Origin of the sequence: Noviherbaspirillum galbum (genome assembly GCF_010974945.1) — a bacterium.
GTDB lineage: Bacteria > Pseudomonadota > Gammaproteobacteria > Burkholderiales > Burkholderiaceae_D > Noviherbaspirillum > Noviherbaspirillum galbum.
The window spans coordinates 121,066-135,840 of the sequence record NZ_JAAIVB010000014.1; the positions used below are offsets into that span (position 1 = coordinate 121,066).

12 protein-coding genes and 1 pseudogene are annotated in these 14,775 nt (G+C 61.4%); 11 read left to right on the top strand and 2 right to left on the bottom strand.

Going from position 1 to position 14,775, the window contains the following annotated elements; translation table 11 throughout:
• Window positions 1-236 precede the first annotated feature (236 nt).
• The 4 genes and pseudogenes from G3574_RS06795 to G3574_RS06810 form a co-directional block, all read left to right on the top strand.
• Window positions 237-1,775 carry a 3-hydroxyacyl-CoA dehydrogenase gene (locus tag G3574_RS06795; RefSeq protein WP_163961342.1) on the top strand — a complete coding sequence of 513 codons (1,539 nt, stop codon included), beginning with the start codon at window positions 237-239 and terminating at the stop codon, window positions 1,773-1,775.
• 3 nt (window positions 1,776-1,778) lie between these two features.
• Window positions 1,779-2,981 (top strand): 3-oxoadipyl-CoA thiolase, encoded by a 1,203-nt coding sequence (locus G3574_RS06800; protein WP_163961344.1) that lies wholly within the window; start codon window positions 1,779-1,781, stop codon window positions 2,979-2,981.
• 23 nt (window positions 2,982-3,004) lie between these two features.
• Complete coding sequence (locus G3574_RS06805; protein ID WP_163961346.1) at window positions 3,005-4,177, top strand: acyl-CoA dehydrogenase; 1,173 nt, start codon at window positions 3,005-3,007, stop codon at window positions 4,175-4,177.
• 6 nt (window positions 4,178-4,183) lie between these two features.
• Window positions 4,184-4,996 (top strand): annotated as a pseudogene (locus G3574_RS06810) (CaiB/BaiF CoA transferase family protein); the annotation flags it as partial.
• Between the two features lie 124 nt (window positions 4,997-5,120).
• Here the strand turns inward: G3574_RS06810 and G3574_RS06815 are convergent.
• Complete coding sequence (locus G3574_RS06815) at window positions 5,121-6,014, bottom strand: LysR family transcriptional regulator (RefSeq protein WP_163961348.1); 894 nt, start codon at window positions 6,012-6,014, stop codon at window positions 5,121-5,123.
• A gap of 221 nt (window positions 6,015-6,235) precedes the next feature.
• Between G3574_RS06815 and G3574_RS06820 the strand changes: the two genes are divergently transcribed.
• Genes G3574_RS06820 through G3574_RS06840 form a run of 5 tightly spaced genes read left to right on the top strand, consistent with a single transcriptional unit; the run spans window position 6,236 to window position 10,546 of the window.
• A complete protein-coding gene (locus G3574_RS06820; protein WP_163961351.1) occupies window positions 6,236-6,415 on the top strand; it encodes an AtzG-like protein in 180 nt (59 codons plus the stop codon).
• The gene (locus G3574_RS06825; RefSeq protein ID WP_163961353.1) at window positions 6,412-7,821 is read left to right on the top strand and encodes an AtzE family amidohydrolase; all 1,410 of its coding nucleotides are present in this window, start codon (window positions 6,412-6,414) and stop codon (window positions 7,819-7,821) included. Before G3574_RS06820 ends, G3574_RS06825 begins: the two co-directional genes overlap by 4 nt.
• Window positions 7,822-7,854: 33 nt before the next feature.
• Window positions 7,855-9,108, top strand: coding sequence for a branched-chain amino acid ABC transporter substrate-binding protein (locus tag G3574_RS06830; protein ID WP_235953107.1), 1,254 nt, complete (start codon window positions 7,855-7,857; stop codon window positions 9,106-9,108).
• Between the two features lie 23 nt (window positions 9,109-9,131).
• Window positions 9,132-9,533, top strand: coding sequence for an oxalurate catabolism protein HpxZ (gene hpxZ / locus G3574_RS06835; protein WP_163961355.1), 402 nt, complete (start codon window positions 9,132-9,134; stop codon window positions 9,531-9,533).
• On the top strand, window positions 9,530-10,546 hold the full coding sequence (locus G3574_RS06840; RefSeq protein ID WP_163961357.1) for an alpha/beta fold hydrolase: 1,017 nt from the start codon (window positions 9,530-9,532) through the stop codon (window positions 10,544-10,546). The genes hpxZ and G3574_RS06840 overlap by 4 nt, the downstream gene beginning before the upstream one ends.
• Before the next feature lie 261 nt (window positions 10,547-10,807).
• On the opposite strand, the gene G3574_RS06845 is transcribed toward G3574_RS06840, so the two are convergent.
• Entirely contained in the window at window positions 10,808-11,779 is a 972-nt protein-coding gene (locus G3574_RS06845; RefSeq protein ID WP_163961359.1) for a helix-turn-helix domain-containing protein, read from the bottom strand.
• 152 nt (window positions 11,780-11,931) lie between these two features.
• Here G3574_RS06845 and G3574_RS06850 point away from each other — a divergent pair, with 152 nt between their 5' ends.
• Window positions 11,932-12,957, top strand: coding sequence for an IS110 family RNA-guided transposase (locus G3574_RS06850; protein ID WP_163961361.1), 1,026 nt, complete (start codon window positions 11,932-11,934; stop codon window positions 12,955-12,957).
• A 315-nt stretch (window positions 12,958-13,272) separates the two neighbouring features.
• Entirely contained in the window at window positions 13,273-14,325 is a 1,053-nt protein-coding gene (locus tag G3574_RS06855) for an IS110 family RNA-guided transposase (RefSeq protein WP_163961363.1), read from the top strand.
• Window positions 14,326-14,775: the final 450 nt, after the last annotated feature.

The following is a 14,775-nucleotide window of genomic DNA, read 5'->3' on the forward strand; positions in this document are numbered from 1 at the left end:
CGATGGTGGCACAGGCAATGCGCGAAAGTCAACGGGTTTTCGGAATTAAATTCCACTCTGCAGCATAACATGCAAGCGCATATTACTTTTTTGTCCGACTTGCTCACATGTTATAGAGAAATGACGTTTGTCGCACTTCAAGCAGGACCGCCGATCCCTTGACATGGATGCATGAAACCAATACAGTTCCATTTCTACGTATTATATTCCACAATGCAGAACAAAAAGGAGAAAATATGAACACCCAGATGCTTCCCCAGCCAGGTTCTGCAGATCTCGTCGTGGGACTCGTCGGTTGCGGCGTCATGGGGCGGGGCATCGCGCAGATCGCGGTGCTCTCCGGCGCGACCGTCCGCATGTTCGACACCCGCGAGGGCGGCGCCGAAGCCGCGCACAAGGAATTGACGGCGACCTTCGGCAAGCTGGTGGAAAAAGGCAAGCTGGATGCCGCGAAGGCGGAAGCCGCGGGCCAGCGCCTGCAAGCCTGTCCTGCACTGGAACAGCTCGCCGGCTGCCACGTGATCGTCGAGGCGATCGTCGAAGACCTGGCTGCCAAGCGGTCGCTGTTTGCCTCGCTGGAACAGGTCGCCGGCCCCGACGCCATCCTCGCCACCAACACCTCATCCCTGCCGGTGACGGCGATCGCCGCCGGGCTGCAGCGCCCCGAGCGCGTTGCCGGCTTCCATTTCTTCAATCCCGTACCGCTGATGAAGATCGTCGAGGTCATCGGCGGCTTCCTGACCGACGCCGCGGTGGTCGACTACATGCTGGCGCTCGGCGCCCAGTGGGGCCATGCCGCGGTGCGCGCCAAGGACACGCCGGGATTCATCGTCAATCATGCCGGCCGGGGCTACGGCACCGAAGGCCTGCGCATCCTGAACGAGAACATCGCCAGCGTGCCGGCGCTGGACGCGATCCTGCGCGATACCGCCGGCTTCCGGCTCGGCCCCTGCGAACTGCTCGACCTGACCGGCCTGGACGTGTCGCACCCGGTCATGGAATCGATCTATCAGCAGTACTACGAAGAGCCGCGCTTCCGCCCGCAGGTGCTGACGCGCCAGATGCTGACTGCCGGCGCGCTCGGCCGCAAGACCGGCCATGGCTTCTATCATTACCCGGACGGCAAGAAGCAGGAGATCGCCGAACCGCAGCAAGCGAGCGCCAGGCCGCGCGCGGTCTGGTTGAGCAACGAGCGGCCCGAGATGGCCGAGCGGGTCGCCAACCTCGTGTCGGCGGCCGGCGTGTCCATCGAGTCCGGCAGCAAGCCCAGCGATGACGCGCTGTGCATCGTCACGCCGCTCGGCGAAGACGTCACCACCTGCTGCGCGCGCGAGGGCCTCGATCCGCGCCGCACCGTGGGCGTGGAAGCCCTGTTCGACGCCAGCAAGCGGCGCGTGGTCATGACAAATCCCGCCACCACCGCGGAGGCGCTGGCGCAGGCGGTCGGCGTGCTGAACGCCACCGGCGTGCCGGTCAGCGTGATCCGCGACAGCGCGGGCCTCGTGACCCAGCGCGTGGTTGCCCACATCGTGAACGTTGCCTGCGAGATCGCGCAGCAGGACATCGCCGCACCGGAAGACATCGACCGCGCCGTCACCCTCGGCCTCGGCTATCCGGTCGGCCCGCTGACCTGGGGCGACCGCCTCGGCCCGATGACGGTTCTCACCATTCTGAAAAACCTCGAACAGCTTACCGGTGACGCGCGCTACCGCGCCAGCCCGTGGCTGCAGCGCCGCGCCCTGCTCGGCCTATCGCTTCAACACAAGGAGATCTGATCCATGCTTGACGCCTACATCTACGACGGCCTGCGTTCGCCGATCGGCCGCCACGGCGGCGCGCTCGCGGCGGTGCGCCCCGACGACCTCGTCGCCGAGGTCATGCGCGCGCTCGTCGCACGCAATCCCTGGCCGGCGGATGCCATCGAGGATGTCATTCTCGGCGACACCAACCAGGCTGGCGAGGATTCCCGCAACGTCGCGCGCAACGCTCTGCTCGCAGCCGGCCTGCCGGTGACGGTGGGCGGCCAGACCGTCAACCGCCTGTGCGCCTCCGGCCTGGCGGCGGTGATGGACGCGGCCCGCGCCGTGACCTGCCGCGAAGGCGAGCTGTTCATCGCCGGCGGCGTGGAAAGCATGAGCCGCGCGCCCTTCGTCGTGGCCAAGTCCGAGTCCGCGTTCAGCCGCGACTTCAAGGTCTTCGACACCACCATCGGCGCGCGCTTCCCCAACCCGAAGGTGCTCGCCGAGCATGGCGCGCACACCATGCCCGAGACTGGCGACAACGTCGCCCGCGACTTCGGCATCAGCCGCGAGGATGCCGATGCCTTCGCCCTGGCTTCGCAGATGAAGTATCACGCGGCCCTGCAGGACGGTTTCTTCCAGGGCGAGATCCACCCGATCAGCGTGCCCACCGGCCGCAAGACGCCGCCGGTCGTGGTCGACCAGGATGAACATCCGCGTCCCGACGCCACCATGGCGTCGCTCGCCAAGCTCAAGCCGCTGTTCGAAGGCGGCGTGGTCACCGCGGGCAACGCCTCCGGCATCAATGACGGCGCCGCGGCCCTGCTGATCGGCAGCCGCGCCGCCGGCGAAAAAGCCGGCAAGGCCCCGATGGTGCGCATCCGCGCCGCGGCGGTGGCCGGCGTCGAGCCGCGCATCATGGGCGTCGGCCCGGTGCAGGCGATCCGCAAGGCGCTCGAGCGCGCGGACCTGACGCTGAACGACATGGACATCATCGAGATCAACGAAGCCTTCGCGAGCCAGGTGCTGGGCTGCCTCAAGCTGCTCGGCATCGCCTTCGACGATGCGCGCGTGAATCCGAACGGCGGCGCGATCGCGGTCGGCCACCCGCTCGGCGCCTCGGGCGCCCGCCTGGCCCTGACGGCAAGCCGGGAACTCGCGCGGCGCAATGGGCGCTACGCGGTCGTGAGCCTGTGCATCGGCGTCGGCCAGGGGCTGGCCGTCGTTCTTGAACGCATCTGAATTTGAACCGAGGAGAACCGACAATGAAAGCGCAATTCCACTGGGACGACCCGCTGCTGCTGGACCAGCAGCTCACCGACGAAGAACGCATGGTGCGCGACGCCGCCCAGGCCTACTGCCAGGACAAGCTGCAGCCGCGCGTGCTCGAAGCCTTCCGCAACGAAACCACCGACCCCTCCATCTTCCGCGAGATGGGCGAACTCGGCCTGCTCGGCCCCACCATCCCCGAACAGTACGGCGGCCCCGGCCTGAACTACGTCAGCTACGGCCTCATCGCCCGCGAGGTCGAGCGCGTCGACTCCGGTTACCGCTCCATGATGAGCGTGCAATCCTCCCTCGTCATGGTGCCCATCTACGAATTCGGCACCGAGGCCCAGAAACAGAAATACCTGCCCAAGCTCGCCACCGGCGAATGGATCGGCTGCTTCGGCCTGACCGAACCCAACCACGGCTCCGACCCCGGCTCCATGGTCACCCGCGCCCGCAAGGTGCCCGGCGGCTATTCGCTGTCCGGCGCCAAGATGTGGATCTCCAACTCGCCGATCGCCGACGTGTTCGTGGTCTGGGCCAAGGACGATGAAGGCGCGATCCGCGGCTTCGTGCTGGAAAAGGGAATGAAAGGCTTGAGCGCGCCGGCCATCCATGGCAAGTTCGGCCTGCGCGCCTCGATCACCGGCGAGATCGTGATGGACGAGGTGTTCTGCCCGGAAGAGAACGCGTTTCCCGAGGTGCGCGGCCTGAAGGGGCCGTTCACCTGCCTGAACTCGGCGCGCTACGGCATTGCCTGGGGCGCGCTGGGCGCGGCCGAGGCGTGCTGGCATACGGCGCGGCAGTACGTGCTGGACCGCAAGCAGTTCGGCAAGCCGTTGGCGGCGAACCAGCTGATCCAGAAGAAGCTGGCGGACATGCAGACGGAGATCAGTCTGGGCTTGCAGGGCTGCCTGCGGCTGGGGCGGATGAAGGACGAGGGCACGGCAGCGGTGGCGATCACGTCGATGCTCAAGCGCAATTCCTGCGGCAAGGCGCTGGAGGTAGCGCGGCTGGCGCGGGACATGCTGGGCGGGAACGGCATCTCGGACGAGTATGGCGTGATCCGGCACATGGTGAACCTGGAGGTGGTCAACACCTACGAGGGCACGCATGACATTCACGCCCTCATCCTCGGCCGCGAGCAGACCGGCATCGCCGCGTTCTAGCATGAATACTGCTGCTGTCGGTCCAACAAGCGCTCGCTGACGATTGACATCAGTTCCTTGGAAGCCCAGGCGCTTATCCGCGATCTGGCGTGCAAGGCGGATGTTCTGCTCGAAAACTTCAAGGTCGGCGGCCTACGGCAGTATGGGCTCGATGCTGAAGCGCTGCTGCAACTGAATCCGCGCCTGGTATATGCCTCGATCACCGGTTTTGGGCAAGACGGTCCGTATGCCGCCCGCGCCGGCTACGACTTCCTGAACCAGGCGGCCAATTACCTGATCGGCGACATGGTACCCGAGCGCATGGGCAATGCCCACCCGAACATCGTGCCTTACCAGGACTTCCCGACCGCCGACGGTGACATGATCCTCGCCATCGGCAACGACACCCAATTCGCCCGTTTTTGCGAGATCGCTGGACACCCCGAGTGGGCCAGCGATGAACGCTTTGCCAGCAACCGTGGCCGCGTCGAGAACAGGGCGGTGCTATTACCGCTGCTGCGACAGGCAACGGTATTCCGCACCACGCGCGATTGGATGGAAGCGCTGGAGCGGGCAAGCGTGCCATGCGGGCCGATCAACCGCATCGATCAAGTATTCGACGATCCACAGGTCAAGGCACGGGAGTTGTGCGTGAAGCTGCCCCATCCTTTGGCTGGAGAAGTGCCGCTGGTGGCCAACCCGATCCGACTGTCAGGGTCCCCCATTGAATATCGGCGTGCGCCACCGCTCTTGGGTCAGCATACCGACGAGGTGCTGGCCGACTGGCTGGGTCTGGATGCATCCGCGCTTCAGCGCCTGAAGGATGGATGCATCATCTGAGTTACGACTACGTGATGGATTCGGTTTTGCGAGACTTCTCGGGATGACAAACTCGAGTTATCAATTCGGATAAAGGCCCCTTATCCGGTGTGACGCAGGCATGCACCAGGAGGCCTTGCAGCGATCAGCCGCCAGTAAACACCGCCTGGTGCTGCTGCATCAATAGTCGAACCTGATCCCAGACTGCGCGCACGCGTGCCAGCTTCATCAGTTCGCTGCGCGAGGTGAGCCAGTAGGAAAGCGTCAGCTCCACCACGTCGCCCAGCACGCATACGAGGCCGTCATTTGGCCGCACCATGAAGCAGGGGAGCACAGCGATACCCGCGCCGCCCAGCGCCGCATGATATTGCGCGATGATGCTCGTGCTGCGTACCGCCACGCGCGCGTGCGAGCAGATGTCCGGGAGATAATTCAGCTCGCCGGAATAGAGCAGGTCGTCGATGTAGCCGATCAGGGAGTGCTCGACAAGGTCCTCCGGACAGCGGATGGGCGAATGCCGATCCAGGTAAGCCGGGGACGCATAAAGGCGCAGCTTGTAGTCGCTTAGTTTGGAAGTGACTAAACGTCCGGCAACCGGTCGCTCCTGCCCGATGGCAATATCCGCTTCCCGATTGAAGATATCGACGAAGCGCGGCACCGACATGAGTTCGATATCCACGTTCGGCAATGCGGCGCGCATGGCGGCCATGTGCTGGGCGAGAAATATGCTTCCCAAGCCCTCGGTCACGCCGATGCGTACCTTGCCGGACAATGCGAAGTCACGGCCGGCGATTTCTTCTTCTATTGCGGCGCCCAGGCTTTCCATCGCCTCCGCATGGGGAAGCAATTTCCTGCCCGCCGCGCTCAACTGATATCCCTTGGGCGTGGCGTCGAACAGCTTTGAGCCGATGGCGCGCTCCAGGTTTTGCAGGCGGCGCGATACGGTCGTCTGGTCCACGCCGGCCCGGCGGGCAGCCGCGGCCAGCTTTCCTGTGCGGTGCACCTCCAGGAAGTATTGAAGATCCGACCAATCAAACATTGTCGCCTGCCTTCGGGATGGCGGCCCTGCATTTATGCAGGGCTAACCGGTAATTTTGTGCATTGTAACAGGGTAACTCCGTGACTAAACTCTGCTTGAACCTCCAGTGTCCGACAGGATGAGAAGGGGCGATGCGCATCAGCACCGCCAAATATCATTTGTAAAAAGCCGTATGCCGCCCGCCACGGCGTCGGCACCATATTGCGCCAAGGAAGCAGATCATGCCCCTGAACCTCGAAGACTATATTGTCCAGGCTGCGCTCGCACAGGCACTGCCGATCGCCCCCGATGCGGTGCCTGCCGTTGTCGCCGCCGCCCAATTGCTGGAATCGATGGCGCAAGAAGTGATGTCTTTCGCGCTGGAGCCTCACATCGAACCGGCGCAGGTATTCGTCCCATGAGCCTGCTGACCGCCAATGCGATCGACATTGTGCACGCGGTGCGCTCCGGACGAACCTCTGCCGTCGATGTGGTCCGCGAGACGCTGGCTGCCGTTCGCGACCGAGACGCCGCCTATAACTGCTTTACCGGAACGACCGCCGAGCGCGCGCTGCAGGAAGCGCGTGCCATCGATGCCAAGCTTGCCGCCGGCCAGGATCCGGGTCCGCTCGCGGGCGTGCCGTACGCCGTGAAGAACCTGTTCGACGTGGAAGGCGTCACGACGCTGGCCGGCTCAAAGATCAACGCCGACCTGCCGCCCGCAGCCGCCGATGCGACAGCGGTGCGCCGGTTGCGGGACGCCGGCGCGGTGCTGGTAGGCATGCTCAACATGGATGAGTATGCCTACGGTTTCACCACCGAAAACACGCATTACGGTCCGGTGCGCAACCCGCACGATCTCAATGCCATCGCCGGCGGCTCTTCCGGCGGGTCGGCTGCCGCCGTCGCCTCCGGACTGGTGCCGCTGACGCTGGGGTCCGACACGAACGGCTCCGTTCGGCTGCCGTCCGCGCTGTGCGGAACCTTCGGTATCAAGCCGACCTTTGGTCGCGTCAGCCGGGCCGGCACTTTTCCGCTGGCGCCAAGCCTGGATACCGTCGGCGCCTTCGCGCGCAGTGTCGACGATCTGGCCGCATGCTACGACGCGATGCTTGGACCGGACCATCGCGACCGCCTGACCGCCAGCCGCGCGGCCGAACCCGTGACAGGCACGATGCGTGGGGGCATCGACGGCTTGCGCATTGCAGTGGCCGGGGATTACTTCGAACACTATGCCGAGGACGATGTTCTGGAAGCGGTCGCCGAGTTCGCCAGGTTACTCGGCGCCACCAGACGCGTCACGCTCGAACACGCCGACAAGGCGCGGGCCGCTGCCTATGTAATCACCGCCGTCGAAGCCGGAAACATTCATCTGCCTAACCTGCAGGTGCGCCAGGCCGACTTTGAACCGCGCACCGTCAACAGGCTTATCGCAGGCGCGATTGCCCCGGCAGCCTGGTACGTGCAGGCACAACGCTTTCGGCAGTGGTTCCGCGACCACGTCAATGCCTTGTTCTCTGATGTGGATGTGATCCTGGCACCGGCGGCGCCTCGAAGCGCCACGCCGATCGGAGCCGCTTCTATCAAGGTTCGCGGGCATGAAATGGCTCCGCGCGCTTACATGGGCATGCTGACCCAGCCAATCTCGTTCATCGGGCTGCCCACCATCACGGTTCCCTATGTGCGCGAGGGCGCCATGCCCTTGGGCGTGCAGGTGATTGCCCGTCCATGGCGTGAAGATCTCTGTTTCAGGGTAGCCCACGTACTTGAACAGGCCGGCATCGCCCGTTCGCCGATTGCCCCAGCCGCCAGCGCCGCATCGCGTTGAAAAATCATTGATCCCCGTTACCAAGGAAAGTCCATGCCTATGACGTCCATGAAGTTAGCCGGATTCGCGGTAGCCGTCGGTTTTGCCGTGGCCGCTCACGCCGCCGACACCGTCAAGATTGCCTTTGTCGATCCGCTGTCCGGCTCGATGGCGAACATCGGCGAGAACGAACTCGCAACCTTGACTTACCTGGTCAACCAGATCAACGACCGCGGGGGCGTGCTAGGCGGGCGAAAATTCGAGATCGTTTCCTTCGACAACAAGTTGTCGCCGCAGGAAACCCTGGCCGCGATGAAGAACGTGCATGACCGCAAGATTCCTTTTGTCATCGGTGGCAATGGCTCTAGCGTGGGTGGCGCGATCATCGAGGAACTCGACAAGAACAACGTCCGCAACCCGGACAATCGCGCCCTCTACCTGAATTTCGCATCGATCGATCCGGACTTTACCAATAGCAAGTGCAGCTTCTGGCATTTCCGGTTCGACGCGCATTCAGACATGAAGATGCAGGCGCTGACGAATTACCTCAAGGAAGATTCCCGCATCAAGAAGGTATACATCATCGGCCAGGATTATTCCTTCGGCCACCAGGTGTCGCGCGCCGCGAAGGAAATGTTGAAGGCCAAGCGCCCGGACATCCAGATTGTCGGCGACGACCTGCACCCGATCGGGAAGGTCAAGGACTTCCAGCCTTATGTCACGAAAATCCGCGCCTCGGGCGCCGACACGGTCATCACGGGCAACTGGGGGAACGACCTGTCGCTGCTCGTCAAGGCGGGGAAGGAATCCAACCTGGATGTGAAGTACTACACCTACAATGCCTATGGGCCGGGAACCGCGACGGCAATCGGCACCGCGGGTGCGGATAAGGTAAATGTCGTGGCGGAGTGGCATAACAACCTCGCCAATCCGAAGACCGAAAAATTCTATGCCGATTATCGCAAGGCGCTGCCGGCCCCCAAGGACGAGTTGTACTATTACCGCATCCGCTATGCCATGGACGCCCTGGTCGCCGGCATCGAGAAGGCGAAGTCGATCGATCCGCTGAAAGTCGCGTCCGCCATGGAAGACTTGTCGTGGGACTCGGACATGGGACGCGTGACCTTGCGCCGGGATGACCACCAGCTGCAGATGCCGATGGTGATCGCCCGCATGACGAACGCCGGCTCGCCCAAAGCAAAGAATGACGTAGAGGGCAGCGGCCTGGGCTTCGAGACGAAGGTGCTGCTGTCGGCGGACCAGTCGATGCTGCCGACGTCCTGCCAGATGAAGCGGCCGGAGAAATAATCGAGGTGATCGAGGAATCGTTCATGCATGAAATCAATCTTCCCGATGTCGTCGAGGAAATGACCGCGATGTTCGACCGTTATGAGAAAGCGCTCGTGACCAACGATATCGCTACGCTCAACGGTTTTTTCTGGGACAGTCCGCTGACGCTGCGTTACGGCGTCGACAAGAACCAGTATGGAATCGACCAAATCGCCGCGTTCCGCGCGGCGCGGCCGGCAGTCGATCTGGCGCGTAAATTGCGAAACACGGTAATCACGACCTATGGGCGGGATTACGCGACGGCCAATACCGAGTTTTATCGTGCCAGCATGAACGGCCCGGGACGCCAAAGCCAGACCTGGCTGCGCACGGAAGAGGGGTGGAAAATCGTCGCCGCGCATGTGAGCGTGATGCAGACCGTCACGCCGGGAGAGACAAAATGACGCAAGAGTACCGCGTGTTCGACGTGGGGAACCAGGTGCTGCAATCGGGCATCACCTTTCGGGACCTCAAGCTTGCATACCAGACCTATGGACAACTGAACGCGGACCGGTCCAATGCGATCCTGATGCTCACTCCGTTTGCCGCCAACCATCGTGACCTGGAATGGATGATCGGACCGGGGCAGGCGCTCGATCCGCAACATTACTTCATCGTGATCGCGAACATGATCGGCAACGGCTTCTCGTCGTCGCCCAGCAATGCACAGCCGCCGTTCAATCACTCCCGCTGGCCGAACTGCACGATCCTCGACAACGTCCGGGCTCAACGTCGCCTGGCACTTGAGGAGATCGGCATCAAGCGCTTCGCTCTGGTGTGCGGCTGGTCCATGGGCGGGATGCAGGCTTACCAGTGGGCATCAAGCTATCCGGATTCGGTGGCCCGCCTCGCCGTAGTGTGCGGCGCGGCGCGCACGTCACCGCATAACAAGGTGTTTATCGAAGGCATCCGTCACGCGTTGACGGCCGACGTGAATTATCAGGATGGCCGCTTCGTCGCGTTTCCGGAACGCGGCCTGCGTGCCATGAGCCGCGTGTACGCAGGATGGGGAATGTCGCAAACGTTCTACCGCGAGGAGGTGTGGCGAGAACTCGGCTGCTCCTCGCTCGAGGATTACCTCGTCAGTCAATGGGAAGCGGGATTTTTCCGGCGCGATCCGGTCAACCTGCTGGCGCACATGTGGACCTGGCAGCACGCGGATATCAGCGCGAACGATGAGTACGGAGGAGATTTCCGCAGGGCACTCGGCGCCATTACCGCGCGCGCCTTGATTTTGCCGGGCGAAACCGACCTTTATTTCCAGGTCGAGGACAACCTTCGAGAAGTTGAATGCATGCGCGATGCGCGCGTTGAAGTGATTCCGTCAGTATGGGGGCACCGTGCAGGTATGCCTTTCAACAATCCGGTCGATGCACGTTTTCTGAACGAGGCGCTCAGAACGCTCCTGAACGGATAAGCGCTGGTATGCGCAAAAGGAGATTGCAGCTTGTCGTAGCCAGAAAATGGACATTTGAATCTGGCTAGATTGAGCCATTTTAAAATGGCTCCCACAAGCAATGTTGCAACCATTTTCAGATGTCCCACCTGCAGCCGTTTTCAAATGTCCCGGTTATGCATTGGGGTTTCCAGCAAGCAGCCGCGACAGCGGAATGGGCGTAAGGGCAGGGCAGGGCTTCATTACTTCGCCCGCCAGCAAGATCACCGCGCACGACGCGCTTCAATGCAGCACCTTGCTGCGTAGCGCCCGTTCCACATCCTGCGCATCCAGTTGGCGTTGCCGTTTCTTCCCCGGCACTGCCTTCCCATGAGCAGGCCTCTGTCCACGATTGGTCCGTGCCGGCACATCGCCTTGACTGCGGCGGTCATCACGTTGTTGCTGCACCGCCTGGACCACCTCCAGCACGTGCCCGAGCCGCTTGTTGTCAACGATTGCGCCCTGATCCACCTGAGGTAAGCGATCATAGGTAACGTAAGGAACGGTGACACCCGCGGCGCGAAACTCGATCCGTCCAGCAGGATATTCGTAGATATCAATGTACTTGCCGATCAGCTTGCGATTGGCCCGCGTGTCTTCGATCAGATAGATCGTCTTATCGTATTGCAGCGTCAGCACGTGCGATACCTTGCGTTGTTCGCGCCAGGTAAAGACTGTGTCCAGATCCTCGCTTGGCAGCAGCGGGCGATGCGCATTCCAATCGTTGCGCGGCGGTTTGGCGAAGCGCTTGTTGTGGTCGGCGATATAGGAGGGCGCATACGCATTGGCATCGTCCATGGACGAGATGCCTTGCAAGCGCAATTCCTTCACCAGCCGGTCCTGCAGCGTCAGGTTCGCCCGTTCCACGCGTCCCTTGGCCTGGCTGCCCTTGCCAATATGGATGCCATGGACTTCGCGCAGCTTCTCGCAAGCCAAGGTCGGACCGAAATCGGCATACCGGTCGCGGATGATGTTTAGCGCCATGGTGGTCAGCTCCGACGACAATTGGTGATGTACCTGACCGCGCTTGCGCGATACCAGTCCCGCCGGGCCGTCGGCAAGAAATCGCCGAAGAAGCCGATCCACTTGACGCCGGCTCAGGCCAAGCTTGCGAGCCGCCGTCAAGATATGCATGTTCCCATCCGCAACAGACTGGATGATCTTGAGTCGGTCGAGCTCGCGCATGCTCATCGTGATCAGTCCATGGTTCGCCATGGCGGAACTCCTTGAAAGGAAAGGAAGTTCCAGCTTGACCTAGCCAGAAAATGGACATTTGAATCTGGCTAGATTGAGACATAATGGGATGGTCACCTTCCACCGAGCACCGGACACCGTAGTAAGGTGCTCTCTTTGGACGGAGATCGAGCATGAACACTGTGACCCTCGTCGGCATTGACCTCGGCAAGCATTCCTTCCACCTACATGGCCAGGATCGTCAGGGCAGGTCACTGCTGCGCAAGAAGTGCAACCGAACCCAAATGATCGAGCTCCTTGCCAAGCTCCAATGTTGCACTGTGGTCATGGAAGCCTGCGCCGGCGCCCATTATCTGGCGCGGCAGCTGACCGCGTTTGGACACCAGGTCAAGCTGATCTCGCCGCAGTTCGTCAAGCCATTCGTCAAGGCCAACAAGAACGACTTCATCGATGCCGAAGCCATTTGTGAAGCAGCTTCCCGTCCTTCGATGCGCTTTGTGACGCCCAAGACCGAGGAACAGCAAGTGCTAGGCGCCTGGCACCGCGTCCGGGAGTCGCTCGTGCGCGATCGCGTGAAGACCAGCAACCAGATCCACGGCTTCCTGCTGGAGTTCGGTATCAGCTTGCCCACCGGTCCGGGCGTGATCAAACGACTGCCTTCCGTACTGGCAGAACACCGCCTGCCAGCACGGCTGATGGTTCTGCTCGAGCGACTGCACGCGCAGTACAAGCACCTGGAGGAGCAGATCAAGGAAGTCGAGGACGAACTGGCCCGGCAGCTCAAGGACGATGACCTGGGTACGCGGCTGATGACGATCCCTGGAGTTGGACCGATTACGGCCAGCCTGTTGTCGGCGGAACTGGGCGATGGCAAGCAGTATTCGTGCGGGCGCGACTTTGCGGCCAGCCTGGGCCTCGTGCCGCGACAGTACAGCACCGGCGGCAAACCGACGCTGCTGGGCATCAGCAAGCGCGGCGATAAGGCACTCCGGCGGCTGATGGTGCAATGTGCCCGGTCCTATCTGGTCTGGGTGCATCGCAAGACTGGTCGGACGGCGGAATGGGTCAAATCGATGCTGACAAGACGGCATCCAAACGTCGTGGCCTGCGCCTTGGCGAACAAGTTGGCACGCACGGTATGGGCATTGGCCGCCAAACATACAGAATTCCGAGAGGCGCCGACAGCAATGAGCACCTGAACGACTCTCGAACAAGCAGTAGAAGAAGTAACGACCTGGTTTTGCGACCGCAGGAACTTGATGACGGAAACGGCATACCGGCCTGGCAAAGAACCTGTAAATTAGAACGGCTTTCGAAGCCGCAGACATTTTTTAGGATTGCCAGGCGCGACTCTCATCGTGGCGCGGAGATTATTCTCCAAGCAGACGCCGGATAAATGGTATGGACGCCGCCTCTTTTACGGCAGGGGTAGAAACGAACAGGGCCCCTGCGCTGACGGCATCAATGTGCCAAAGTGGTAGTTCGACAACCACTTCAAGAGCGAGGAGCCCATCATGGATATTACGACTATCGGCGTAGATTTGGCAAAGCGCGTATTTGCTGTACATGGTGTTGATCGGCAAGGAAACACGGTGCTCAAGAAGACTCTGCGCCGGGACCAAGTGATTCCCTTCTTTACCAAGCTTTCCTCATGCACAGTAGCAATGGAAGCTTGCGGCAGTGCGCATTTCTGGGCGCGCAAGCTGCAATCGCTGCATCACCAGGTCAAGCTTATCGCGCCGCAGTTCGTCAAACCCTATGTCAAGGGGAACAAACACGACGCGGCAGACGCGGCGGCAGTTTGCGAGGCAGCCAGCCGTCCGAGTATGCGGTTTGTCGCGATCAAGTCTGAAACATCTCAAGCCGTATTGGCACAGCATCGGGTTAGATCCGGCTTCGTCAAGGCAAGAACGGCACAGGCCAATCAATTGCGTGGGTTGCTTGCTGAGTTCGGGATCACTGCACCGCTCGGCGTGAATGCGCTGATAGATGAAGTGAAGGGTGCCATAGCAGACGAGAGCAATGGCTTGCCGTCTCTTATGCGGGGGCTGACTCAGCGGCTGCTATCGCATCTGCTTGTGCTGGATCGCCATGTGCAGGAAATTGACCTTCAGCTGCGCACACTTGCAAAGGACTCTGAAGCTTGTCGTCGCCTGGAAGAAGTGCCTGGTATTGGCCCGATCACCTCGACGGCTCTGGTGGCAAGCGTAGGGGATCAAATCCACCAGTTCAAGAACGGCCGTCAGTTGGCGGCCTTCCTCGGGCTCGTTCCGAAACAGTGTTCCAGTGGCGGTAAAGAGCGATTACAAGGGATCAGCAAACGAGGAGACGTGTATCTGCGTCAGCTACTGGTACATGGCGCTCGGGCGGTACTGGGCCACACTCTAAGAAAACCAGAGCGCGCCGGAAGCTGGCTGTCACGCCTAGCGTTACGGCGCAACACCAACGTCGCTGCAATTGCCCAAGCCAACAAGATGGCAAGGGTGGTTTGGGCGATGTTGACTCGTAATGAAGGGTTCCGGTCTGATATTGCCGCCGTCCCGGTCGGCAATATCAGACCGGCCTAAAGCAAATTCAAGCGGCAAATACGCCAACAGGTTGCGCGAGTAAGAGAGCTGTGATGGCAAATAGGTAAGACCGGGGTGACCGAAACCCGACCAAATCAGTGAGCATAAAGCTCGTCGGATAAATGGGGCTGTCACCAGCGAAATCCATAGAGGTCAGAGGCAAGCATTACGCCCGAAGGCCGGATGTAAGTTCGCAATCTTCTTCCTATCGACGTCACGGATTTCTTCCTTGGCAAACGGCGGCGTCCATGTAAGATTTGGGCAAGCCAACACCGCCAGAATTCCGAGGTTGCAAATCGGAGGGTGACCATAGATTCTAATTCGGGCGCTACAAGCAATGTTGCAACCATTTTCAGATGTCCCACCTGCAGCCGTTTTCAAATGTCCCGGTTATGCATCGGGGTTTCCAGCAAGCAGCCGCGACAGCGGAATGGACGTAAGGGCAGGGCA